We start from the raw sequence: 23,841 nt of genomic DNA, 5'->3' as shown, positions 1-23,841 counted from the left end.
ACCGGGGGACCCGGACATGCACGAGGAGCGCTCTTGCCAGACGAGGCCCAGCCAATCTCCGCCGCGCAGCCCGACCCGAAGGCCGAAAAGGCCGCGCCGGGGACCGGCACGCCCGGGAACGAGCCCGCGGAGACCGGGCCCGCGCCCGCCGCGCCCGAGCCGGCCCCCGCGGCCGCCCCGGCCGCGCGCCCCGCGCCGACCGCGCCCGCCCGCTCGGGCGGCTCGTCCAACCGCGTCCGCGCCCGCCTCGCCCGGCTCGGCGTGCAGCGCTCCTCCCCGTACAACCCGGTCCTCGAACCGCTCCTCCGGATCGTCCGCTCCAACGACCCCAAGATCGAGACGGCCACGCTGCGCCAGGTCGAGCGGGCCTACCAGGTCGCCGAGCGCTGGCACCGCGGCCAGAAGCGCAAGAGCGGCGACCCGTACATCACGCACCCGCTCGCCGTCACCACCATCCTCGCCGAGCTCGGCATGGACCCGGCGACCCTGATGGCCGGGCTCCTGCACGACACCGTCGAGGACACCGAGTACGGCCTCGACACCCTGCGCCGGGACTTCGGCGACCAGGTCGCGCTCCTCGTCGACGGCGTCACCAAGCTCGACAAGGTCAAGTTCGGCGAGGCCGCCCAGGCCGAGACCGTCCGCAAGATGGTCGTCGCCATGGCCAAGGACCCGCGCGTCCTGGTCATCAAGCTCGCCGACCGCCTGCACAACATGCGCACCATGCGCTACCTCAAGCGGGAGAAGCAGGAGAAGAAGGCCCGCGAGACCCTGGAGATCTACGCGCCGCTGGCCCACCGGCTGGGCATGAACACCATCAAGTGGGAGCTGGAGGACCTCGCCTTCGCGATCCTCTACCCCAAGATGTACGACGAGATCGTCCGGCTCGTCGCCGAGCGTGCCCCCAAGCGGGACGAGTACCTGGCCGTCGTCACCGACGAGGTCCAGGCCGACCTGCGCGCCGCCCGCATCAAGGCCACCGTCACCGGCCGCCCCAAGCACTACTACAGCGTCTACCAGAAGATGATCGTCCGCGGCCGTGACTTCGCGGAGATCTACGACCTGGTCGGCATCCGCGTCCTCGTGGACACCGTCCGCGACTGCTACGCGGCCCTCGGCACCGTCCACGCGCGATGGAATCCGGTCCCCGGCCGGTTCAAGGACTACATCGCGATGCCGAAGTTCAACATGTACCAGTCGCTGCACACGACGGTCATCGGGCCCAACGGCAAGCCCGTCGAGCTCCAGATCCGCACCTTCGACATGCACCGGCGCGCCGAGTACGGCATCGCCGCGCACTGGAAGTACAAGCAGGAGGCCGTCGCCGGCGCCTCCAAGGTGCGCACCGACGTGCCGAAGAAGACCGGCAAGGACGACCACCTCAACGACATGGCGTGGCTCCGCCAGCTCCTCGACTGGCAGAAGGAGACCGAGGACCCGGGCGAGTTCCTGGAGTCCCTGCGCTTCGACCTCTCCCGCAACGAGGTCTTCGTCTTCACGCCCAAGGGCGACGTCATCGCGCTGCCCGCCGGCGCCACCCCCGTCGACTTCTCCTACGCGGTCCACACCGAGGTCGGCCACCGCACGATAGGAGCCCGGGTCAACGGGCGGCTCGTCCCGCTCGAATCGACCCTCGACAACGGCGACCTGGTCGAGGTCTTCACCTCCAAGGCCGCCGGCGCCGGACCCTCCCGCGACTGGCTCGGCTTCGTCAAGTCCCCGCGCGCCCGCAACAAGATCCGCGCCTGGTTCTCCAAGGAGCGCCGGGACGAGGCCATCGAGCAGGGCAAGGACGCCATCGCGCGGGCCATGCGCAAGCAGAACCTGCCGATCCAGCGGATCCTCACCGGCGACTCCCTCGTCACCCTCGCCCACGAGATGCGCTACAGCGACATCTCCTCGCTGTACGCGGCGATCGGCGAGGGCCACGTCACCGCCCAGTCCATCGTGCAGAAGCTGGTCCAGGCGCTCGGCGGCGAGGAGGCCGCCACCGACGACATCGACGAGTCCGCGCCGCCGACCCGGGGCCGCTCCAAGCGCCGCTCCAACGCGGATCCCGGTGTCGTCGTCAAGGGCGTCGAGGACGTCTGGGTGAAGCTGGCCCGCTGCTGCACCCCCGTCCCCGGCGACCCGATCATCGGCTTCGTCACCCGGGGCAGCGGGGTGTCGGTCCACCGCAGCGACTGCGTCAACGTCGAGTCGCTGTCCCGGGAGCCGGAGCGGATCCTTGACGTCGAGTGGGCCCCGACCCAGTCCTCGGTCTTCCTCGTCGCCATCCAGGTCGAGGCGCTGGACCGCTCCCGGCTGCTCTCCGACGTCACCCGGGTCCTCTCGGACCAGCACGTCAACATCCTCTCGGCGGCCGTCCAGACCTCCCGCGACCGGGTGGCCACCTCCCGCTTCACCTTCGAGATGGGCGACCCGAAGCACCTGGGACACGTCCTGAAGGCCGTGCGGGGCGTGGAGGGCGTCTACGACGTGTACCGCGTGACCTCGGCCCGCCGACCGTAACGACGGCGCGTACGGGAGGCGTACGAGAGGCATACGAGAAGGGCGGCCCCGGTACCTGCGTACCGGGGCCGCCCTCCTTCGCGTACGGACTTCGCGTACGGACTTCGCGTACGGCCGGATCAGCCGCCGAACTCCTCCAGGCCCTTCAGGGCCTGGTCGAGCAGGGCCTGGCGGCCCTCCAGCTCGCGCGAGAGCTTGTCGGCCTTGGCGTCGTTGCCGGCGGCGCGGGCCGCGTCGATCTGCTTGCGCAGCTTCTCGACCGCGTCCTGGAGCTGACCGGTCAGACCCGCGGCACGCGCGCGCGCCTCCGGGTTCGTCCGGCGCCACTCGGCCTCCTCGGCCTCCTGGATCGCCCGCTCCACCGCGTGCATCCGGCCCTCGACCTTGGGACGGGCGTCGCGCGGCACGTGGCCGACGGCCTCCCAGCGCTCGTTGAGGGAGCGGAAGGCCGCGCGGGCCGCCTTCAGGTCCGTCACCGGGACGAGCTTCTCGGCCTCGGTCGCGAGCTCCTCCTTCACCTTGAGGTTGTCGCCCTGCTCCGCGTCCCGCTCGGCGAAGACCTCGCCGCGCGCCGCGAAGAAGACGTCCTGGGCGCCGCGGAAGCGGTTCCACAGGTCGTCCTCGTGCTCGCGCTGGGCGCGGCCGGCCGCCTTCCAGTCCGCCATCAGCTCGCGGTAGCGGGCCGCCGTGGCGCCCCAGTCGGTGGAGTTCGACAGCGACTCCGCCTCCGCGACCAGGCGCTCCTTCACCTTGCGGGCGTCCTCGCGCTGAGCGTCCAGGGACGCGAAGTGGGCCTTGCGGCGCTTCGAGAACGCCGAGCGGGCGTGCGAGAAGCGGTGCCACAGCTCGTCGTCGGACTTGCGGTCGAGCCGGGGGAGGCCCTTCCAGGTGTCCACGAGCGCCCGCAGCCGCTCGCCCGCCGAACGCCACTGCTCGCTCTGGGCCAGCTCCTCGGCCTCGACGACGAGCTTCTCCTTGGCGGTGCGCGCCTCGTCGGCCTGCTTCGCCTTCTGGGCCCGGCGCTCCTCGCGGCGCGAATCGACCGTCCCGACGAGCTTGTCCAGCCGGGCGGAGAGCGCGGCCAGGTCGCCGACGACGTGGTGCTCGTCGACCTGGTGCCGGATGTGCTCGATCGCCGCGGTGGCGTCCTTCGCCGAGAGGTCGGTGGTCTTCACCCGCTTCTCGAGGAGGCCGATCTCGACCACCAGGCCCTCGTACTTGCGCTCGAAGTAGGCCAGGGCCTCCTCGGGGGTGCCGGCCTGCCACGATCCGACGACCTGCTCACCCTCGGCCGTCCGCACGTACACGGTGCCCGTCTCGTCGACGCGGCCCCACGGGTCGCTGCTCACAGCGCCTCCTCACCATGATGCCGTCGCGGGGTCGTACCCCCCGGGCATCGTCCACAGTTTCCCGGCGGGCCTCGCCCGCCTTCCGCAGCGCGGCCGACGGCCCACGCTGCACACCGCCAATCTAGGCGAACGGCGGCCCGGCTGTCCGCACTCAGCGCGACCGAGATTCGACGGTCGGCCCGCCGGTGCGGACGCGCGGACTCACTTCTTCGTGACGGTGGCCTTCTCGACGGTCACGGCCTTCTTCGGGGCACCGTCCTTGGCGCCGCCCTCGACGCCGGCCTTCGCGACCTCCTGGACCGCCTTGAGACCGGCCGCGTCGATCTTCCCGAAGGGGGTGTAGGTCGGCGGCAGCCTGGTGTCCTTGTAGACGAGGAAGAACTGCGAGCCGCCGGTGCCCGGCTGCCCGGTGTTCGCCATGGCCACGGTGCCGGCCGGGAAGGTCACCGCGCCGTCCGCGCCGGCCTTGCCGAGGGCGTCCAGGTTCTCGTCCGGGATGGTGTAGCCGGGGCCGCCCGTGCCGGTGCCCTGGGGGTCGCCGCACTGGAGCACGAAGATGCCCTGCGTGGTGAGCCGGTGGCACTTGCTGCCGTCGAAGTACTTCTTGTCCGCGAGGTGCTTGAAGGAGTTCACCGTGCGCGGGGTCTTCGCCGCGTCCATGGTGATCGTGATGTCGCCCGCGTTCGTCTTGAGCGCCATGTCGTACGAGGCCTTCCGGTCCACCGTGAGCTCCGGCTCCGGGCTCTCGGACTCCTTCTCGGAGGGCGAGGGCGCCGGGGTGGTGGGCGCGTCGCCCGCCGCGCTGTCCGAGCCCTTCTTCGTGCCGTCGTCCGACAGCGCCACCGAGGCGTACACGGCGCCGCCCGAGGCCAGCACCACCGCGAGGGCGGCCGCGACGACGGTGTTGCGGCGCTTGTCCTTGCGGCGCTTCTCCTCCCGCCGCTGCTGCTGCCGTACGTACTTCTCCCTGGCAAGCTGCCGCCGCCGCTGATCGCTGCTGACCACCGGTCCGCTCCTTGTCGCTCGTCTGTTCCCGTCCTGGCCGGATGTGCCCGTACCGTATACGGGTTGGCTGTGGAACCGGCACCGCCGGTAGGCTCTGATCTGCCGAATCCCGTCATTCTCGTGATTTCCGCGCCCCGTGCCGGACGACATCTAAGGACGAACGTGCTGATTGCCGGGTTCCCCGCCGGGGCCTGGGGCACCAACTGCTACCTGGTCGCCCCCGCCGCAGGCGAGGAGTGCGTGATCATCGACCCCGGCCACCAGGCCGCCCAGGGTGTCGAGGAGACGCTGAAGAAGCACCGTCTCAAGCCCGTCGCCGTCGTCCTCACCCACGGACACATCGACCACGTCGCCTCCGTCGTCCCGGTGTGCGGCGCCCATGACGTCCCCGCGTGGATCCACCCGTCCGACCGCTACATGATGAGCGACCCGGAGAAGGCCCTCGGCCGCTCCATCGGGATGCCCCTCATGGGCGAGCTGACCGTGGGGGAGCCCGACGACGTGCGCGAGCTCGCCGACGGCTCCGAGCTGAAGCTCGCCGGTCTGGAGTTCTCCGTCGCCCACGCGCCCGGCCATACCAAGGGGTCGGTGACCTTCCGGATGCCCGAGACCACGGAGATCCCCTCCGTGTTCTTCTCCGGGGATCTGCTGTTCGCCGGCTCCGTCGGACGCACCGACCTGCCCGGCGGTGACATGGACGAGATGCTCGGATCGCTGGCCCGCGTGTGCCTGCCCCTCGACAACTCGACCGTGGTGCTGTCGGGACACGGTCCCCAGACGACCATCGGCCAGGAGCGCGCCACCAACCCCTACCTCAGGCAGGTGGCCTCCGGCCTCGGGAGCCCCGACGCTCCCCGACGAGGAATGTGACGACTCACGTGAGCACCTTCAAGGCCCCCAAGGGCACGTACGACCTCATCCCGCCGGTCTCGGCGACCTACCTCGCGGTCCGCGAGGCCATCGCGGCGCCCCTGCGCCGCTCGGGCTACGGCTACGTCGAGACCCCCGGCTTCGAGGACGTGAACCTCTTCGCCCGCGGCGTCGGCGAGTCCACCGACATCGTGACCAAGGAGATGTACGCCTTCGAGACCAAGGGCGGCAGCAAGCTCGCCCTGCGTCCCGAGGGCACCGCCTCGGTGCTCCGCGCCGCCCTGGAGGCCAACCTCCACAAGCAGGGCAACCTGCCGGTGAAGCTCTGGTACTCCGGCTCGTACTACCGCTACGAGCGCCCGCAGAAGGGCCGCTACCGGCACTTCTCGCAGGTCGGCGCCGAGGCGATCGGCGCCGAGGACCCGGCGCTCGACGCCGAGCTGATCATCCTGGCCGACGAGGCCTACCGCTCCCTGGGCCTGCGCGACTTCCGCATCCTGCTGAACTCGCTCGGCGACAAGGAGTGCCGTCCCGTCTACCGGGAGGCCCTCCAGGACTTCCTGCGCGGGCTCGACCTCGACGAGGACACCCTGCGCCGCGCCGAGATCAACCCGCTGCGCGTCCTCGACGACAAGCGCGAGGCCGTGCGCAAGCAGCTGACCGACGCCCCCCTCCTGCGCGACTACCTGTGCGACGCGTGCAAGGCGTACCACGAGGAGGTGCGCGCCCTGATCACCGCGGCGGGCGTGGTCTTCGAGGACGACGACAGGCTGGTGCGCGGCCTCGACTACTACACCCGCACCACCTTCGAGTTCGTCCACGACGGCCTCGGCTCGCAGTCGGCGGTCGGCGGCGGCGGCCGCTACGACGGCCTCTCCGAGATGATCGGCGGCCCCGCGCTGCCGTCGGTCGGCTGGGCGCTCGGCGTGGACCGCACGGTCCTCGCCCTGGAGGCCGAGGGCGTCGCCCTCGACCTGCCCTCCGCCACCAGCGTCTTCGCCGTCGCCCTGGGCGAGGAGGCCCGCCGGGTCCTCTTCGGCAAGGTCACCGAGCTGCGCAGGGCCGGGATCGCCGCGGACTTCTCCTTCGGCGGCAAGGGCCTCAAGGGCTCCATGAAGGACGCCAACCGCTCGGGCGCCCGCTTCGCCGTCGTCGCCGGCGAGCGCGACCTCGCCGAGGGCGTCGTCCAGCTCAAGGACATGGAGTCCGGCGAACAGCGGGCGGTCGCCCTGGACGGCCTCCTGGACGCGGTGCGGGCCGAACTGGCCTGATCACCGGCCGTACCCGACGGGGGCGGGGCCCGGCGCGCGCGAGCGGCCGGGCCCCGCCCTTATGTCCACCGAACGGTGGACACGGGCCTCCGTGCGGCAGAATGACCGGGACCGGCAGCCCGTGAGCGATGGATCGGAAACATGACGAAAGCAGCGCTGGACGCCCCGGAACGCGGCACGATCGGAGCGAGCCGCGCCTTCGCCTGGCTCCTGGTGGTCACGGGCGCGGCCGGACTGCTCGCCGCCTGGGTCATCACGATCGACAAGTTCAAGCTCCTGGAGGACCCCGGCTTCACCCCCGGGTGCAGCCTCAACCCGGTCGTCTCCTGCGGCAACATCATGAAGAGCGAGCAGGCCTCGGTCTTCGGCTTCCCCAACCCGATGCTCGGCCTCGTCGCGTACGGCATGGTGGTCGCGATCGGCGTCGGCCTGCTCGCCGGCGCCCGGTACCGCCGCTGGTACTGGCTCGGCCTCAACGCCGGCACCCTCTTCGGCGTCGTCTTCTGCGCCTGGCTCACCTACCAGTCGCTGTACGAGATCAACGCGCTCTGCCTGTGGTGCTGCCTGGCCTGGGTCGGGACCATCGTCATGTTCTGGTACGTGACCTCGCACAACGTGCGCCACGGCGTGATCCCCGCCCCGGCCGGCCTGAAGACCTTCTTCGGGGAGTTCACCTGGGTCCTGCCCGTCCTGCACGTCGGGATCATCGGGATGCTGGTCCTGACCCGCTGGTGGGACTTCTGGACGGGCTGATCCCGTCGGCGTTGTCGGCGGCGTGACCTAGGCTTCATGAACGTGGAGCCCGACCTCTTTACCGCAGCCGCCGAAGACCGCCAGGAGAAGGACCCGTCCAGCAGCCCGCTGGCCGTCCGGATGCGCCCCCGCACCCTCGACGAGGTGGTGGGGCAGCAGCACCTGCTCAAGCCCGGGTCGCCGCTGCGCCGGCTCGTGGGGGACGGCGACGGCGGCCCCGCCGGTGCCTCCTCCGTGATCCTCTGGGGTCCGCCGGGCATCGGGAAGACCACCCTGGCGTACGTCGTCTCCAAGGCCACGAACAAGCGGTTCGTGGAGCTGTCCGCGATCACCTCCGGCGTCAAGGAGGTCCGGGCCGTCATCGACGGGGCCCGGCGCGCGGCCGGCGGCTACGGCAGGGAGACCGTCCTCTTCCTCGACGAGATCCACCGCTTCTCCAAGGCCCAGCAGGACTCCCTGCTGCCGGCCGTCGAGAACCGCTGGGTGACGCTGATCGCCGCCACCACCGAGAACCCCTACTTCTCCGTGATCTCCCCGCTCCTCTCCCGCTCGCTGCTCCTCACCCTGGAGCCGCTGACCGACGAGGACCTGAAGGGCCTCCTCGCCCGGGCCCTCACGGACGAGCGCGGGCTCGGCGGGGCCGTGACCCTGCCCGGGGACGCCGAGTCCCACCTCCTGCGGGTCGCGGGCGGGGACGCCCGCCGCGCCCTGACCGCCCTGGAGGCCGCCGCCGGGGCGGCGATCGCCAAGGGCGAGGCGGAGATCACCCTCCAGACGGTCGAGGAGACCGTCGACCGGGCGGCCGTGAAGTACGACCGGGACGGCGACCAGCACTACGACGTGGCCAGCGCGCTCATCAAGTCGATCCGCGGCTCGGACGTGGACGCGGCCCTGCACTACCTGGCGCGGATGATCGAGGCGGGGGAGGACCCGCGCTTCATCGCGCGGCGCCTGATGATCTCCGCGAGCGAGGACATCGGCCTCGCCGATCCGAACGCCCTGCCGATCGCCGTCGCGGCGGCCCAGGCCGTCGCCATGATCGGCTTCCCGGAGGCGGCGCTGACCCTGAGCCACGCCACCATCGCCCTGGCCCTGGCCCCGAAGTCGAACGCGGCGACGACCGCGATCGGCGCCGCCCTCGCCGACGTGCGGGGCGGCCTCGCGGGCCCGGTCCCGTCGCACCTGCGCGACGGCCACTACAAGGGCGCGGCCAAGCTCGGCCACGCACAGGGCTACGTCTACCCGCACGACGTGCCCGGCGGCATCGCGGCCCAGCAGTACGCCCCGGACACGATCCACGGCCGCCGGTACTACGAGCCCACCCGCTACGGCGGGGAGGCGAGGTACGCGGACGTGGTGGAGTGGGCGCGGACGCGCCTGAGGGGCGAGGAGCCGCAGCGGTAGCGCGCTCAGGCGCGGGCGGCCTCGAAGAGCCGGTGCATCTCGCGGCGCAGCTCCGAGACCTCCCGCACCGGCTCGGGGAAGTCGAAGCGGGCGTCGAAGCAGTCCCCGGGGCCCGCGCTGAAGCGGATCCGCAGGCCGAAGCGGTCGAGGGCGAGCGGGGCCACGTCCCGGGTGGGGACGAGGGCGGCCGAGCGCTCGCCGAGCAGCGAGGTCAGCTCCCGCAGCCGGTCGCCGTGCGCCGCCGCCAGGTGCTGGAGCAGCTCCGTCTCGTGCGCGTGCAGCGGGTCGGGGGCGGCGGCCGCGAACTCCTCCGCGTCGATCCCGGCGGTGCCCCACAGGTCGTCCACGCGCGCCTCCCCGACCTCCAGGCGCAGCATCATGCGGCCCTGCTCGGCGACGCCCGGCAGGCAGGTGAGCCAGCCGGAGACCCAGGCGCGGCCCCGGATGCGGTGGGGGACGGAGACGGGGGCCACGTCCGTGAGCTCCAGGACGACCGGCAGCTCGTCGTCCACGGCGTGCGTGGCGGCCCGTACGGGCGGGGCGTCGGCGGCGTAGAGCAGGAAGATCTCACCGTCGGGCCCCACGGCCCGCGCCTCGGGCGCGAGCTGCTCGGGCCGGTGCCCCTCGGCCCCCGGGATCAGCAGCACGCCGGAGCATGTACTCTGTACGAGAGTTCGTGTGCGCTCGGCTGCTGACGGCATCCGCGCGATTTCAAGTCCGCTGGGACGCGGCTGACCATGAGCTGATCGGACCTCCGTCGTATCGATGCCATCCAGGGCTTCACCCGTGGTTGGGGCATCGTTCTTTGTGTTGCCGTCCGTGATGCGTGTGGTGTTCCCCGGGCGAGACATGCGATCTCCTTGAGTAAGGTGAGCCTAACCTAACCTACAACGGAGGTCTGGAGAACGTGCCTAACCAGTCGCGTCCCAAGGTCAAGAAGTCCCGTGCGCTCGGTATCGCGCTGACGCCGAAGGCCGTCAAGTACTTCGAGGCCCGCCCGTACCCGCCGGGCGAGCACGGCCGTGGTCGCAAGCAGAACTCGGACTACAAGGTCCGTCTGCTCGAGAAGCAGCGCCTGCGCGCCCAGTACGACATCAGCGAGCGCCAGATGGCCCGCGCCTACGACCGCGCCAAGAAGGCCGAGGGCAAGACGGGCGAGGCGCTGGTCGTCGAGCTCGAGCGTCGCCTCGACGCCCTGGTCCTGCGTTCGGGCATCGCCCGCACCATCTACCAGGCCCGCCAGATGGTCGTCCACGGCCACATCCAGGTCAACGGCCAGAAGGTCGACAAGCCGTCCTTCCGCGTCCGTCCGGACGACGTCGTCATGGTCCGCGAGCGCAGCCGCACCAAGCCGCTGTTCGAGGTCGCCCGCGAGGGTGGCTTCGCCGCCGACGGCGAGACCCCCCGCTACCTCCAGGTCAACCTGAAGGCGCTGGCGTTCCGCCTCGACCGCGACCCGAACCGCAAGGAGATCCCGGTCATCTGCGACGAGCAGCTGGTCGTCGAGTACTACGCCCGCTGACGCAGGCGCGGTACCGCCCACGCGGTGTTCAGCCCGCCGCTTCCCCGCCCTTTCCGGTGGGGGAGCCGGCGGGCTTCCGCGTTCCCGGCACCCCCGCCGACCGGCCCGTACGGAACGGGCGCGGCGTCGCGGGGCCGCCCGCGGCCGGACCCCGGCGCCCGGCGAGCGCACGCTCCACCACCGCGTCCAGCGAGAGCCCCCGGCCCTCCCGGAACGCCTCCTCGTACGCCTCCGCGCCCAGCGCCTCGCGTGCCCGCCCCTCGCACAGCCGCCCCGGGCCGCCGAACGACTCCGAGCCGAAGAGCCGGACGCCCACCGCGTCCCACACCGGCACCGCCGCCCCCTGGAACACCGCGGCCTCCGCCGGGTCCCCCTCGCTCACCGTCACGAGGGCGAGCAGCTCGATCGCCAGGACGAGCCCGACCAGGTCGTGGAAGACGTGGTTGACCGAGACGCACTCGGTCAGCAGCTCCCGCGCCTCCCCGTACGCGTCCCGGGTCCACGCCGCGTACGCCAGGACGTAGAGGGCGTACGCCCGCGTCCACAGCTCCCCGCGCTCCTCGCAGATCTCCCGGACCTCCCGGCAGAGAACCGCCGCCCCCTCCGGATCGCCCCGGAAGGCCCGCGCCATCGCCACCTCGACCTGGCCCATCAGCACGTTGCTGTTCAGCTCGCCCAGCTCCCGGTAGGAGTCGAGCGCCCGCCCGATCAGCTCCTCCGCGCGCGCCGCGTCGTCCGTGAGCAGCGCCAGACAGCCCATCCGGTGCGTCGCGTACGCCTCCGCCAGCGCGTTCCCCGAGGACCTGGCCCGCTCCCCGCACTCGTGGAGCGCCGCCACCGCCGCCGTGCCGTCCCCCTGGAGGACCGCCACGTACCCCAGCACCCACAGCGCCTTCAGCCGCGCCCCCTGGTGCCCGGAGTCGAGCGCGAGCGCCCGGTCCAGCCAGTACCGGCCCTCCGTGAGGCGCCCGCAGCCCGCCCAGGCGAACCAGAGCGTGCCCGCCAGGTGCTGGGCGAGGTGCGCGTCCTCCGGAAGTTCCAGGCACAGCTCCAGGGCCGCCCGCAGCTGGGGCAGCGCCACGTCCGTGCGGGCCGCCACCTCCGCCTGGCGCGGACTGAACCACTCCAGCTCGCACCAGGTGGCCAGGCCCATGTACCAGTCGCGGTGCCGGCGCCGCATCCGCTCCGTGTCGCCGAGCGCCGCCAGCCACTCCGCCCCGTACGCGGCGACCGTCCCCAGCATCCGGTAGACGGGGCCCGCGGGCGTGTCCTCGCGCGACACGAGCGACTGCGCGAGCAGCCCCCCGAGCAGGTCCAGGATCCGCTCCGGCGGCAGCTCGCGGCCCCCGCACACGTACTCCACCGCCTCCAGGTCGAAGGGGCCCGCGAACACCGAGAGCCGCGCCCACAGCAGCCGCTCCCTCGGCGTGCACAGCTCGTGGCTCCAGCCGATCGCCGTCCGCAGCGTCCGGTGGCGGGGGAGCGCCCCGCGCTCGCCGTCCGCGAGGAGCCGGAAGCGGTCGTCGAGCCGGTGCAGCATCTGCTCGACGGAGAGCAGGGGGAGCCGCCCGGCGGCCAGTTCGACGGCGAGCGGGATCCCGTCCAGGCGCCGGCACAACTCCCTTACGGCCTCGGGAACTTCGGAGGGACCGGGGCCCCTGCCGCTCGGCGCGTCCGACTCCGCGGGAGTGCCCGCACCCACCGGGAGCACCGGCGCGCCCGCCTCCGCCGCCCGCTCGGCCAGCAGGGCCACCGCGTCCGCCTCGTCCATCGGCGCCAGCGGGAACACCGCCTCGCCCGCCACCCGCAGGGGCCGGCGCCCGGTCGCGAGGACGGTGAGGCCCGGCGCGTGCGCGAGCAGCTCCCGCACCAGCGGCGCACAGCTCTCCACCAGGTGCTCGAAACCGTCGAGCACCAGCAGCATCCGCCGCTCCGCCAGGTGCTCCTTCAGCGCCTCGCGCGGCGGCCTCGGCGTGTGGTCCGTGAGGCCGAGCGCCTCGGCCAGGGCGTGCGCCACCAGATCCGGATCGCGCAGCGGCGCGAGGTCGGCGAGCCCGATCCCGTCGCCGTGGCGCTCCCGCACCCCCGCCGCCGTCCGCAGGGCGAGCCGCGTCTTGCCGACCCCGCCCACCCCCACGACCGTGACCAGGCGGGACGTCCCGAGGAGCGCCGCCAGTGCGGCCTGCTCGGCGGCCCGCCCGACGAACCGGTTCAGCTCCGCCGGGAGATTGCTCCGTCGCATGGGACACGGAGCGTACTCACCCCCGCGCGCTGCGTACAACCGGATCCCGTGACCGGCGTCTCGCGCGCGGTAATGCGGTACGGCGCGACAGCCCGGGCGCGATAGGGTCGGGGGACGACTTTTCACATGGCCCAACGACAGCAGAGAGCGGTGCAGCGTGACCGGTGGAGAGGTTGCCGGGATCCTGGTGGCCGTCTTCTGGGCGATCCTCGTCTCCTTCCTCGCCGTGGCGCTGGCGAGACTGGCGCAGACGCTCAGGGCGACCACCAAACTCGTGGCGGACGTGACGGAGCAGGCCGTGCCCCTGCTGGCCGAGGCCTCCGCGACCGTGCGTTCGGCGCAGACCCAGCTCGACCGGGTCGACGCCATCGCCTCGGACGTCCAGGAGGTCACCTCCAACGCCTCCGCGCTCTCCACCACCGTCGCCTCCACCTTCGGCGGCCCGCTCGTCAAGGTGGCCGCCTTCGGCTACGGCGTGCGCCGGGCGCTCGGCCGGAGCCGGGACGGGGAGGACGCGCCGCGCGCCTCCGCGCGCCGCACCGTGATCGTGGGCCGTACCGTGCCGTCCATGCGACGCCGGAAACAGAAGGGCTGAGCCGCGATGTTCCGCCGCACGTTCTGGTTCACGGCCGGCGCAGCCGCCGGCGTGTGGGCCACCGCCAAGGTCAACCGGAAGCTGAAGCAGCTGACCCCCGAGAGCCTCGCGGCCCAGGCCGCGAACAAGGCCGTCGAGACCGGCCACCGGCTCAAGGACTTCGCCCTCGACGTGAGGGCGGGCATGGTCCAGCGGGAGGCCGAGCTGGGGGAGGCGCTCGGACTCGAAGCCTCCGCCGACCCGGCCGCGGCACAGGGCGGGGAGCTCCCGGAGCCCCGCCGCAGGACCGCCCTCGGTCCCACCCCGCCCCCGTATTTCACCCTTCCCAAGAGTTCGTACAACCGGAATGAGGACCACTGATGGAGTCGGCTGAAATCCGCCGCCGCTGGCTGAGCTTCTTCGAGGAGCGCGGGCACACCGTCGTCCCTTCGGCGTCGCTCATCGCGGACGACCCGACTCTGCTGCTCGTCCCCGCCGGCATGGTGCCCTTCAAGCCCTACTTCCTGGGCGAGGTCAAGCCGCCCTTCTCGCGCGCCTCCAGCGTGCAGAAGTGCGTGCGCACCCCCGACATCGAAGAGGTCGGCAAGACCACCCGCCACGGCACGTTCTTCCAGATGTGCGGCAACTTCTCCTTCGGCGACTACTTCAAGGAAGGCGCCATCAAGCTCGCCTGGGAGCTGCTGACCACCCCGGTGGAGCACGGCGGCTACGGGCTGGAGCCGGAGAAGCTCTGGATCACCGTCTACCAGGAGGACGACGAGGCCGAGCAGATCTGGCGCGACGTCGTCGGCGTCCCCGCCGAGCGCATCCAGCGCCTCGGCAAGAAGGACAACTACTGGTCCATGGGCGTCCCCGGTCCCTGCGGCCCCTGCTCCGAGATCAACTACGACCGCGGCCCCGAGTTCGGCGTCGAGGGCGGCCCGGCCGTCAACGACGAGCGGTACGTGGAGATCTGGAACCTGGTCTTCATGCAGTACGAGCGCGGCGAGGGCACGGGCAAGGACGACTTCCCGATCCTCGGCGAGCTGCCGTCGAAGAACATCGACACGGGCCTCGGCCTGGAGCGCCTGGCGATGATCCTCCAGGGCGTCCGGAACATGTACGAGACGGACACCCTCCAGGTCGTCATCGACAAGGCCACCGAGCTCACCGGCGTCGCCTACGGCAAGGCCCACGACAGCGACGTCTCGCTGCGCGTGGTCGCCGACCACATGCGCACCTCCGTCATGCTCATCGGCGACGGCGTCACCCCCGGCAACGAGGGCCGCGGCTACGTGCTGCGCCGCATCATGCGCCGCGCCGTCCGCAACATGCGCCTGCTCGGCGCCACCGGACCGGTCGTCCAGGACCTTGTCGACACCGTGATCGGGACGATGGGCGAGCAGTACCCGGAGCTGGTCACCGACCGCAAGCGCATCGAGACCGTCGCCCTCGCCGAGGAGGCCGCCTTCCTCAAGGCCCTCCGCGGCGGCACCAACATCCTCGACACCGCCGTCACCGAGACCAAGGCCTCCGGCGGCACGGTCCTCTCCGGCGACAAGGCGTTCCTGCTCCACGACACCTGGGGCTTCCCGATCGACCTCACCCTGGAGATGGCCGCCGAGCAGGGCCTCTCCGTGGACGAGACCGGGTTCCGCCGCCTGATGAAGGAGCAGCGGGACCGCGCCAAGGCCGACGCCAAGGCCAAGAAGACCGGCCACGCCGACGTCACCGCCTACCGGGAGATCGCCGACACCAGCGGCGCCACCCAGTTCACCGGCTACACCAGCACCGAGGGCGAGACCACGGTCGTCGGCCTCCTCGTCAACGGCGTCCCCTCGCCGGCCGCCTCCGAGGGCGACGAGGTCGAGGTCGTCCTCGACCGCACCCCGTTCTACGCCGAGGGCGGCGGCCAGATCGCCGACCAGGGCCGCATCAAGCTGCACAGCGGCGCCGTCATCGACGTCCGCGACGTCCAGCAGCCGGTCCCGGGCGTCTCGGTGCACAAGGGTTCCGTGCAGGTCGGCGAGGTGACCGTGGGCGCCACCGCCTACGCCGCCATCGACGTGCGCCGCCGCCGGGCCATCGCCCGCGCCCACTCGGCCACCCACCTCACCCACCAGGCCCTGCGCGACGCCCTCGGCCCGACGGCCGCCCAGGCCGGTTCCGAGAACCAGCCCGGTCGCTTCCGCTTCGACTTCGGCTCGCCGAACGCCGTGCCCGGCGCGGTCCTCACCGACGTCGAGCAGAAGATCAACGAGGTCCTCTCGCACGAGCTGGAGGTCCACGCCGAGGTCATGCCGATCGACGAGGCCAAGCGCCAGGGCGCCATCGCCGAGTTCGGCGAGAAGTACGGCGAGCAGGTCCGCGTCGTCACCATCGGCGACTTCTCCAAGGAGCTGTGCGGCGGCACCCACGTCCGCAACACCGCCCAGCTGGGTCTGGTGAAGCTGCTCGGCGAGTCCTCCATCGGCTCCGGCGTGCGCCGCATCGAGGCCCTCGTCGGCGTCGACGCGTACAACTTCCTCGCCAGGGAGCACACGGTCGTCGCCCAGCTCCAGGAGCTGGTCAAGGGCCGTCCGGAGGAGCTGCCGGAGAAGATCTCCTCCATGCTCGGCAAGCTGAAGGACGCCGAGAAGGAGATCGAGAAGTTCCGCGCGGAGAAGGTCCTCCAGGCCGCCGCCGGTCTCGTCGACTCCGCCCGCGACATCCGCGGCGTCGCCCTGGTGACCGGCCGGGTCCCGGACGGCACCGCCGCCGACGACCTGCGCAGGCTGGTCCTCGACGTGCGCGGCCGCATCTCGGGCGGTCGCCCGGCCGTCGTCGCCCTGTTCACCACGGTCAACGGCAAGCCGCTGACGGTCATCGCCACCAACGAGGCCGCCCGCGAGCGCGGCCTCAAGGCCGGCGAGCTGGTCCGCACGGCCGCCAAGACCCTCGGCGGCGGTGGCGGCGGCAAGCCGGACGTCGCCCAGGGCGGCGGCCAGAACCCGGAGGCCGTCGGCGAGGCCATCGCCGCCGTCGAGCGCCTCGTGGGGGAGACGGCGTGACGATGCGCCGCGGCCGCCGTATCGCGGTGGACGTCGGGGACGCCCGGATCGGGGTCGCCTCGTGCGACCCCGACGGGGTCCTCGCCACGCCGGTGGAGACCGTGCCGGGACGCGACGTCCCGGCCGCCCACCGGAGGCTCCGCCAGATCGTCGAGGAGTACGAGCCGATCGAGGTCGTCGTGGGCCTGCCCCGCTCGCTCAGCGGGCGGGAGGGTCCGGCCGCGACCAAGGTCCGCGCCTTCGCCCGGGAGATGGCGAAGGGCGTCGCCCCCGTGCCGGTCCGGCTGGTCGACGAGCGGATGACGACGGTCACCGCCACCCAGGGCCTGCGCGCCTCCGGGGTGAAGGCGAAGAAGGGCCGCTCGGTCATCGACCAGGCCGCCGCCGTGATCATCCTCCAGAACGCTCTTGAGTCCGAACGGGTATCGGGTAATCCTCCCGGCGAGGGCGTCGAAGTGGTCATCTGATCGCGATACGGTAACGTTCCGCGCGATGCGGCGGTGTTCGAACAGCTGCCGCACTACGTAGAGGCGGATCGTCCGGAAGCCTCGCGGCTGTTTTGGGGATCGATGACTGAGTATGGCCGGGGCCCTGGCTCCGAACCGTGGCACCCCGGGGACCCGCTCTACGGGGACCAGGGGTGGGAGGGCCAGCAGCAGTACCCGCATCCGCAGCAGCCGGGCCAGTACGACCAGGGCGGCCACGGCTACCAGGAGCCCTACGGGCAGGGCGGCCAGGGATACCAGGACCCCTACGGGCAGCAGTACCAGCAGCAACAGCCGCCGCAGGGCTACGCCGATCCGCAGTACCAGCAGCAGCAGTACCCGTCGCAGTACCAGCAACAGCAGCCGTACGACCAGCAGCAGCCGCACCAGCAGCAGTACGGGACGGGACAGCCGGGCGATTACGACACGCCCGGACACCTCGGACAGCAGTACGACGGCACCTGGGAGAGCGGCCAGGCGGCGATGGCCTACGGCGCGCCCCCGGCCGACCCGTACGGCGGCCAGAACCCTGACCTGTACGGCACGCCCGACGCCTATCCGCCGCCCCGTCCCCCCGGCCACCGGCAGAACCCGCCGGAGCCGGTGGTCGACTGGGCGCCGGAGGAGGAGACGCGCCGGGGGCCGGAGCCCGGTCCGGAGCCGGAGGAGGAGAACCACCCCTTCTTCACCGGCGAGGACGGCCGTGGCCCCGGCCGCGGCGGAGAAGACGTCCGCGAGGACGACTACGACGACGGGTACGACGAGGAGCCGGCGGCCGGCCGGGGCTCCCGCGGCGACGACCGCGACCGCCGCGGCAGGGACAAGAAGCGCAAGGGCAAGAACGGCGTGGCCTGCCTGGTCGTCGCCGTCGTCCTGGTGGGCGGCGTCGGCGGCGTCGGCTACTTCGGCTACCAGTTCTGGCAGGGCCGGTTCGCCGAGGTGCCCGACTACGCGGGCAGCGGCACCGGCGAGGTCCAGGTCGAGATCCCGAAGGGGTCGTACGGCTCCGACATCGGCAACATCCTGAAGAAGGCCGGGGTCGTCAAGAGCGTCGACGCCTTCACCTCGGCACAGCTGAAGAACCCCAAGGGCAACTCCATCCAGGCCGGCGTCTACACGCTGAAGAAGGAGATGTCGGCGGAGACCGCGGTCAAGCTGATGCTCGACCCGGCGAGCCAGGCCAACCTCATCATCCCCGAGGGCAAGCGGAACGCCTGGGTCTACGAGACGCTCGACCAGCGCCTGGACCTCAAGCCCGGCACCACCAAGGAGGTCGCGCTCGCGAAGGCGGGCTCCCTGGGCCTGCCCGACTGGGCCAAGAAGCACCCCGACATCAAGGACCCGCTGGAAGGATTCCTCTTCCCGGCGAGCTACCCGGTCGCGAAGGGCAGCAAGCCCGAGGACGCCCTGCGCAGGATGGTGACCCGCGCGAACCAGGAGTACAACAAGCTGGACCTGGACGCGAAGGCGAAGGCGCTGGGCGTCGAAGGGCCCTGGGAGCTGCTGACGGTGGCGAGCCTCGTCCAGGTCGAGGGCAAGTACAAGCACGACTTCGACAAGGTCGCGCGCGTGGTCTACAACCGGCTCAAGCCCGGCAACACGGAGACCGTGGGCCGTCTGGAGTTCGACTCGACGGTGAACTACCTCAAGGGGCAGAGCACCCTCGACGTCGGCACGGTCGACGCCATGCGCAAGATCGACGACCCGTACAACACGTACAAGGTGACCGGGCTCGTCCCCGGGCCCATCAGCAACCCCGGCATGGAGGCGCTCCAGTCCGCGATCAAACCCGCGGCCGGCCCGTGGTACTACTTCGTCTCGATCAACGAGGACAAGACCGTCTTCTCCGTGACGAACGAGGAGCACAACCGGAACGTCGCGGAGTACGAGAAGCAGCGGAAGCAGGGGCAGTGAGCAAGCAGCGTCGCGCGGCGGTCCTGGGATCGCCGATCGCCCACTCCCTCTCCCCGGTCCTGCACCGCGCCGCGTACGCCGAACTCGGCCTGGACGACTGGTCGTACGAGCGCTTCGAGGTCGACGAGGCGGCGCTTCCGGGATTCGTGGGCGAGCTGGACGGCAGTTGGGCCGGGCTCTCCCTGACCATGCCGCTCAAGCGGGCGGTCATCCCGCTGCTCGACGAGGTCAGCGACACGGCCGCGTCCGTGGAGGCCGTCAACACCGTCGTCCTCCGCGAGGACGGACGGCGGGTCGGCGACAACACCGACGTCCCCGGCATGATCGCCGCCCTGCGCGAGCGCGGCGTCGAGAAGGTGGAGGCCGCCGCCGTCCTCGGCGCCGGCGCCACCGCCTCCTCCGCGCTCGCCGCCCTCGCCCGCATCTGCGCCGGGCCCGTCACCGCGTACGTGCGGAGCGAGGCGCGGGCCGAGGAGATGCGCGGCTGGGGCGAGCGGCTCGGCGTGGACGTGCGCACCGCCGACTGGGAGCGCGCGGCGGAGGCCTTCGAGGCCCCGCTGGTGATCGCGACCACCCCCGCCGGTACGACGAACGCCCTGGCCACCGCCGTCCCCGACCGGGTCGGCACCCTCTTCGACGTCCTCTACGACCCCTGGCCCACCCCGCTGGCCGCCGCCTGGTCCGACCGCGGCGGCAAGGTCGTCGGCGGCCTCGACCTCCTCGTCCACCAGGCCGTCCTCCAGGTGGAGAGGATGACGGGCGTGCCGCGGGCGCCGCTCGCGGCCATGCGGGCGGCGGGGGAGCGGGCGCTGGCGGCCCGGTAGGCTCTCGTGGGCGCCGGGGACCGACCGGCGCCGGAGGGGGGACGCGGGGGACATGAGCGGGGAACTGGTGCTGGCGTCCAAGTGGGACGCCGCCTTCGACGTGGTGCGCTTCCTGTACGTGGGGTTCTTCAGTGACCTGCCCGCGTGGGTGCGGTACACCGTGCTGGGGCTCTTCGGGTCGACCGTCGCGTACGGCTTCCTCTCCTGGCTGCGGAACAGGTCCGCCACGGCCCCGGACGACGGGGAAACCGTCCCGGACCCCGAGACGCCCGTCCGATGGCTGGACGGCCGTCCAAGGGGGCGCTCCGGACGTGGGAGGATCGGGGGTGGCGGGCCAGGGCCGCGCACCCGGGCGCGCCGTCGCAGTGCCAGGCGCGAGCATGAGGAGCATCGTTGAGCAGGTTGCGTTGGCTGACGGCCGGCGAATCCCACGGACCCGCGCTGGTCGCGACCCTCGAGGGTCTGCCCGCCGGCGTCCCGGTCACCACGGAGCTGGTGGCGGACCACCTCGCGCGGCGACGCCTCGGCTATGGACGCGGCGCCCGGATGAAGTTCGAGCAGGACGAGATCACCTTCCTCGGCGGCGTCCGGCACGGCCTCTCCCTCGGCTCCCCGATCGCCGTCATGGTCGGCAACACCGAGTGGCCCAAGTGGGAGAAGGTCATGTCGGCCGACCCGGTCGACCCCTCGGAGCTCAAGGAGACGGGCCGCAACGCGCCCCTGACCCGGCCCCGGCCCGGCCACGCCGACCTCGCCGGCATGCAGAAGTACGGCTTCGACGAGGCCCGGCCGATCCTGGAGCGCGCCAGCGCCCGCGAGACCGCCGCCCGCGTCGCCCTCGGCGCCGTCGCCCGCTCCTTCCTCAAGGAGGCCGCAGGCATCGAGATCGTCTCGCACGTGGTCGAGCTGGCCGCAGCCAAGGCGCCGTACGGCCTCTACCCGACCCCCGCCGACGTCGAGAGGCTCGACGCCGACCCGGTGCGCTGCCTCGACGCCGACGCGTCGAAGGCGATGGTCGCCGAGATCGACCAGGCCCACAAGGACGGCGACACCCTCGGCGGCGTCGTCGAGGTCCTCGCCTACGGCGTGCCCGTCGGCCTCGGCTCGCACGTCCACTGGGACCGGCGCCTCGACGCCCGGCTCGCCGCCGCCCTCATGGGCATCCAGGCCATCAAGGGCGTCGAGGTCGGCGACGGCTTCGAACTCGCCCGCGTGCCCGGCTCGAAGGCCCACGACGAGATCGTCCGCACCGACGAGGGCATCAAGCGCTCCTCCGGCCGCTCCGGCGGCACCGAGGGCGGCCTCACCACCGGCGAGCTGCTGCGCGTCCGCGCCGCGATGAAGCCGATCGCGACCGTCCCGCGCGCCCTCGCCACCGTCGACGTCGCCACCGGCGAGGCCACCGTCGCCCACCACCAGCGCTCCGACGTCTGCGCCGTCCCCGCCGCCGGCATCGTCGCCGAGGCCATGGTCGCGCTCGTCCTCGCCGACGCCGTCCTGGAGAAGTTCGGCGGCGACAGCGTCCCCGAGACCCGGCGCAACGTGGGGTCGTACCTCGACAACCTGCGCATCCGGTGACCGCCGGACCCCTGGTCGTCCTCGTCGGACCGATGGGATCCGGCAAGTCCACGGTGGGCGCGCTCCTGGCCGAGAGGCTGGGCGCGCCCTACCGGGACACCGACGCCGACATCGTCGCCGCCGAGGGACGCGAGATCTCCGACATCTTCGTCGAGGACGGCGAGGAACGCTTCCGCGCCCTGGAGCGGGACGCCGTCGCCCGGGCCGTCGCCGAGCACGAGGGCGTCCTCGCCCTCGGCGGCGGCGCGGTCCTCGACGCCGGCACCCGCGCCCTGCTCGCCGGACTGCCCGTCGCGTACCTCTCCATGGACGTCGAGGAGGCGGTCCGCCGCGTCGGCCTCGGCGCCGCCCGGCCGCTGCTCGCCGTCAACCCGCGCCGTCAGTGGCGCGAGCTGATGGAGGCGCGCCGCCACCTCTACACCGAAGTCGCCCGGGCCGTCGTCACCACCGACGACCGCACCCCCGAAGAGGTCGCGGACGCGGTCCTCTCAGCACTGGAAATCAAGAAGGACGCATGACGACGGACCAGGACGTGACCCGCATCCACGTGGCCGGCAGCGCGGGCACGGATCCGTACGAGGTACTGGTCGGCCGGCAGCTCCTCGGCGAGCTGCCCGCCCTGATCGGCGACCGGGCCAAGCGGGTCGCCGTGATCCACCCCGAGGCGCTCGCCGACACCGGCGAGGCGCTGCGCGCGGACCTCGCCGAGCAGGGCTACGAGGCGGTCGCCATCCAGGTGCCGAACGCCGAGGAGGCCAAGACCGTCGAGGTCGCCGCCTACTGCTGGAAGGCCCTGGGCCAGACCGGCTTCACCCGCACCGACGTCGTCGTCGGCGTCGGCGGTGGCGCCACCACCGACCTGGCCGGCTTCGTCGCCGCGACCTGGCTGCGGGGCGTGCGCTGGATCGCCGTGCCGACCACGGTCCTGGCCATGGTCGACGCGGCCGTCGGCGGCAAGACGGGCATCAACACCGCCGAGGGCAAGAACCTCGTCGGCGCCTTCCACCCGCCCGCCGGGGTCATCTGCGACCTCGCCGCCCTCGACTCGCTCCCGGTCCACGACTACGTCAGCGGCCTCGCGGAGATCATCAAGGCCGGCTTCATCGTCGACCCGGTGATCCTCGACCTCATCGAGGAGGACCCGCAGGCGGCCCGCACCCCGGCCGGACCGCACACCGCCGAGCTGCTCGTCCGCTCGATCCGGGTCAAGGCCGAGGTCGTCTCCGGCGACCTCAAGGAGTCCGGCCGCCGCGAGATCCTCAACTACGGCCACACCCTCGCCCACGCCATCGAGAAGAACGAGCGCTACAAGTGGCGCCACGGCGCGGCCGTCTCCGTCGGCATGGTCTTCGCCGCCGAGCTCGGCCGCCTGGCCGGAAGGCTCGACGACGCCACCGCCGACCGGCACCGCGCGATCCTGGAGTCCGTCGGCCTGCCGCTCACCTACCGCGGCGACCAGTGGCCCAAGCTCCTGGAGACCATGCGGGTCGACAAGAAGTCCCGCGGCGACCTGCTGCGCTTCATCGTGCTCGACGGGATCGGCAGGCCGACCGTCCTGGAGGGCCCCGACCCGGCCGTCCTGATCGCGGCGTACGGCGAGGTGTCGGCGTGAGCGAGCCGCGTCCGGTACTGGTGCTCAACGGCCCCAACCTGGGCCGCCTCGGCTCCCGCGAGCCCGACATCTACGGCGCCACCTCCTACAAGGGGCTCGTCGAGTCCTGCCGCGCCCTCGGCGCGGAGCTCGGCTTCGACGTCGAGGTGCGGGAGACCAACGACGAGGGCGAGATGATCCGCTGGCTCCACGAGGCGGCGGACGGCTCGGTCCCGGTCGTCATCAACCCCGGCGCTTTCACGCACTACTCGTACGGGATGAGGGACGCGGCCGCCCAGCGGACCGCGCCGCTGATCGAGGTGCACATCTCGAACCCGTACGCCCGCGAGGAGTTCCGGCACACCTCGGTGGTCGCGGCCGTGGCGACCGGGACGGTCGCCGGGTTCGGCATCGGCTCCTACCGGCTGGCGCTGCGGGCGCTCGCCGAGGAACTGTCCGGCTGACGGGGCACCAGGAAGCGCCCCCGGCCGTTCCCCTGTGGGGGCGGGGGCGCTCGGGAACGGTAACGTTCCGCCGTCCGGGTACACGACCGGTCCCGGGTGACAACAGGCGTACGAGACGGAGTGGCACCGGATGCAGCACGCAGTGGGGGGCCCGCTGCCACCGCACGAGCGGTCGGGCGGGGCGCCCGGCCCCGTTCCCGCGGCGGGGGACGCCGACCGGGGCGGTCGGCCGCCCGTACCGGGGGACACCCCCTACCCGGCGCCGGGCGCCGGCTCCCGCCTCGGCGTCCACCCCGCCGTCCCCGGCGGGACCCCCGCGCCCCGGCACCCGGCCCCGCCGCCGCCCCCGCACCCGGCGCCGTCTCCCACGGGAGCGGGACCGGGAGCGCAGGTGTGGGGCGCGAGCGCGTCCGGCGGCATACCCGGGCACTCCC

21 protein-coding genes and 1 pseudogene are annotated in these 23,841 nt (G+C 72.4%); 18 read left to right on the top strand and 4 right to left on the bottom strand.

Features of this window, described 5'->3' with window-relative positions; genetic code table 11:
• Window positions 1–33 precede the first annotated feature (33 nt).
• Window positions 34–2,511, top strand: coding sequence for a RelA/SpoT family protein (locus tag ADL08_RS17850; protein WP_053644082.1), 2,478 nt, complete (start codon window positions 34–36; stop codon window positions 2,509–2,511).
• 119 nt (window positions 2,512–2,630) lie between these two features.
• Here ADL08_RS17850 and ADL08_RS17845 read toward each other — a convergent pair whose 3' ends face one another.
• The gene (locus tag ADL08_RS17845) at window positions 2,631–3,860 is read right to left on the bottom strand and encodes a DUF349 domain-containing protein (RefSeq protein WP_053644080.1); all 1,230 of its coding nucleotides are present in this window, start codon (window positions 3,858–3,860) and stop codon (window positions 2,631–2,633) included.
• A 201-nt stretch (window positions 3,861–4,061) separates the two neighbouring features.
• Window positions 4,062–4,865 (bottom strand): peptidylprolyl isomerase, encoded by an 804-nt coding sequence (locus ADL08_RS17840; protein WP_053644078.1) that lies wholly within the window; start codon window positions 4,863–4,865, stop codon window positions 4,062–4,064.
• A 162-nt stretch (window positions 4,866–5,027) separates the two neighbouring features.
• On the opposite strand from ADL08_RS17840, the gene ADL08_RS17835 reads away from it, so the two are divergent.
• The 4 genes from ADL08_RS17835 (at window position 5,028) to ADL08_RS17820 (ending at window position 9,163) form a co-directional block, all read left to right on the top strand.
• Complete coding sequence (locus ADL08_RS17835) at window positions 5,028–5,735, top strand: MBL fold metallo-hydrolase (protein ID WP_053644077.1); 708 nt, start codon at window positions 5,028–5,030, stop codon at window positions 5,733–5,735.
• A gap of 8 nt (window positions 5,736–5,743) precedes the next feature.
• On the top strand, window positions 5,744–7,006 hold the full coding sequence (gene hisS, locus ADL08_RS17830) for a histidine--tRNA ligase (protein WP_053644076.1): 1,263 nt from the start codon (window positions 5,744–5,746) through the stop codon (window positions 7,004–7,006).
• A 141-nt stretch (window positions 7,007–7,147) separates the two neighbouring features.
• A complete protein-coding gene (locus ADL08_RS17825; RefSeq protein WP_053644075.1) occupies window positions 7,148–7,759 on the top strand; it encodes a vitamin K epoxide reductase family protein in 612 nt (203 codons plus the stop codon).
• 42 nt (window positions 7,760–7,801) lie between these two features.
• Entirely contained in the window at window positions 7,802–9,163 is a 1,362-nt protein-coding gene (locus ADL08_RS17820; RefSeq protein WP_053644156.1) for a replication-associated recombination protein A, read from the top strand.
• Between the two features lie 5 nt (window positions 9,164–9,168).
• Here ADL08_RS17820 and ADL08_RS17815 read toward each other — a convergent pair whose 3' ends face one another.
• On the bottom strand, window positions 9,169–9,864 hold the full coding sequence (locus ADL08_RS17815) for a DUF2470 domain-containing protein (protein ID WP_053644074.1): 696 nt from the start codon (window positions 9,862–9,864) through the stop codon (window positions 9,169–9,171).
• Between the two features lie 206 nt (window positions 9,865–10,070).
• On the opposite strand from ADL08_RS17815, the gene rpsD reads away from it, so the two are divergent.
• Complete coding sequence (rpsD, locus tag ADL08_RS17810; RefSeq protein WP_030214918.1) at window positions 10,071–10,685, top strand: 30S ribosomal protein S4; 615 nt, start codon at window positions 10,071–10,073, stop codon at window positions 10,683–10,685.
• Between the two features lie 28 nt (window positions 10,686–10,713).
• Here rpsD and ADL08_RS17805 read toward each other — a convergent pair whose 3' ends face one another.
• Window positions 10,714–12,927: an ATP-binding protein gene (locus ADL08_RS17805; protein ID WP_053644072.1), complete on the bottom strand. Its 2,214-nt coding sequence runs from the start codon at window positions 12,925–12,927 to the stop codon at window positions 10,714–10,716.
• Window positions 12,928–13,084: 157 nt separating this feature from the next.
• Here ADL08_RS17805 and ADL08_RS17800 point away from each other — a divergent pair, with 157 nt between their 5' ends.
• The 12 genes and pseudogenes from ADL08_RS17800 to ADL08_RS38250 all read left to right on the top strand — a co-directional run.
• Window positions 13,085–13,522: a DUF948 domain-containing protein gene (locus tag ADL08_RS17800; RefSeq protein ID WP_053644070.1), complete on the top strand. Its 438-nt coding sequence runs from the start codon at window positions 13,085–13,087 to the stop codon at window positions 13,520–13,522.
• Between the two features lie 6 nt (window positions 13,523–13,528).
• Window positions 13,529–13,882, top strand: a complete 354-nt coding sequence (locus ADL08_RS17795; protein ID WP_053644068.1) for a DUF6167 family protein — start codon at window positions 13,529–13,531, stop codon at window positions 13,880–13,882.
• Entirely contained in the window at window positions 13,882–16,551 is a 2,670-nt protein-coding gene (gene alaS, locus ADL08_RS17790; RefSeq protein WP_053644067.1) for an alanine--tRNA ligase, read from the top strand. The genes ADL08_RS17795 and alaS overlap by 1 nt, the downstream gene beginning before the upstream one ends.
• Window positions 16,552–16,553: 2 nt before the next feature.
• Window positions 16,554–17,018, top strand: a complete 465-nt coding sequence (gene ruvX / locus ADL08_RS17785; protein WP_053644065.1) for a Holliday junction resolvase RuvX — start codon at window positions 16,554–16,556, stop codon at window positions 17,016–17,018.
• Between the two features lie 102 nt (window positions 17,019–17,120).
• On the top strand, window positions 17,121–18,950 hold the full coding sequence (mltG, locus tag ADL08_RS17780; RefSeq protein WP_053644062.1) for an endolytic transglycosylase MltG: 1,830 nt from the start codon (window positions 17,121–17,123) through the stop codon (window positions 18,948–18,950).
• Window positions 18,947–19,774 carry a shikimate dehydrogenase gene (locus tag ADL08_RS17775; protein ID WP_053644060.1) on the top strand — a complete coding sequence of 276 codons (828 nt, stop codon included), beginning with the start codon at window positions 18,947–18,949 and terminating at the stop codon, window positions 19,772–19,774. The genes mltG and ADL08_RS17775 overlap by 4 nt, the downstream gene beginning before the upstream one ends.
• 52 nt (window positions 19,775–19,826) lie before the next feature.
• Window positions 19,827–20,171: a hypothetical protein gene (locus ADL08_RS17770; RefSeq protein ID WP_053644058.1), complete on the top strand. Its 345-nt coding sequence runs from the start codon at window positions 19,827–19,829 to the stop codon at window positions 20,169–20,171.
• Window positions 20,168–21,352, top strand: coding sequence for a chorismate synthase (gene aroC / locus ADL08_RS17765; RefSeq protein ID WP_053644056.1), 1,185 nt, complete (start codon window positions 20,168–20,170; stop codon window positions 21,350–21,352). Before ADL08_RS17770 ends, aroC begins: the two co-directional genes overlap by 4 nt.
• Complete coding sequence (locus ADL08_RS17760; protein WP_053644054.1) at window positions 21,349–21,870, top strand: shikimate kinase; 522 nt, start codon at window positions 21,349–21,351, stop codon at window positions 21,868–21,870. The genes aroC and ADL08_RS17760 overlap by 4 nt, the downstream gene beginning before the upstream one ends.
• On the top strand, window positions 21,867–22,964 hold the full coding sequence (aroB, locus tag ADL08_RS17755; protein ID WP_053644052.1) for a 3-dehydroquinate synthase: 1,098 nt from the start codon (window positions 21,867–21,869) through the stop codon (window positions 22,962–22,964). Before ADL08_RS17760 ends, aroB begins: the two co-directional genes overlap by 4 nt.
• Entirely contained in the window at window positions 22,961–23,407 is a 447-nt protein-coding gene (aroQ, locus tag ADL08_RS17750; RefSeq protein ID WP_053644049.1) for a type II 3-dehydroquinate dehydratase, read from the top strand. Before aroB ends, aroQ begins: the two co-directional genes overlap by 4 nt.
• Before the next feature lie 130 nt (window positions 23,408–23,537).
• Window positions 23,538–23,841: pseudogene (locus tag ADL08_RS38250) on the top strand (hypothetical protein); the annotation flags it as partial.

The organism is Streptomyces sp. NRRL F-6492 (genome assembly GCF_001280125.1).
In the GTDB taxonomy this organism is placed as follows: domain Bacteria; phylum Actinomycetota; class Actinomycetes; order Streptomycetales; family Streptomycetaceae; genus Streptomyces.
This window is presented reverse-complemented; position numbering and strand designations above follow the sequence as displayed.

Coding starts and splice junctions, on each gene's coding strand:
- ADL08_RS17825 (WP_053644075.1), top strand. CDS start 7,148: ATGACGAAAGCAGCGCTGGACGCCCCGGAACGCGGCACGATCGGAGCG.
- ruvX (WP_053644065.1), top strand. CDS start 16,554: ATGCGCCGCGGCCGCCGTATCGCGGTGGACGTCGGGGACGCCCGGATC.
- ADL08_RS17805 (WP_053644072.1), bottom strand. CDS start 12,927: ATGCGACGGAGCAATCTCCCGGCGGAGCTGAACCGGTTCGTCGGGCGG.
- mltG (WP_053644062.1), top strand. CDS start 17,121: ATGACTGAGTATGGCCGGGGCCCTGGCTCCGAACCGTGGCACCCCGGG.
- alaS (WP_053644067.1), top strand. CDS start 13,882: ATGGAGTCGGCTGAAATCCGCCGCCGCTGGCTGAGCTTCTTCGAGGAG.
- ADL08_RS17815 (WP_053644074.1), bottom strand. CDS start 9,864: ATGCCGTCAGCAGCCGAGCGCACACGAACTCTCGTACAGAGTACATGC.
- aroB (WP_053644052.1), top strand. CDS start 21,867: ATGACGACGGACCAGGACGTGACCCGCATCCACGTGGCCGGCAGCGCG.
- ADL08_RS17770 (WP_053644058.1), top strand. CDS start 19,827: ATGAGCGGGGAACTGGTGCTGGCGTCCAAGTGGGACGCCGCCTTCGAC.
- ADL08_RS17795 (WP_053644068.1), top strand. CDS start 13,529: ATGTTCCGCCGCACGTTCTGGTTCACGGCCGGCGCAGCCGCCGGCGTG.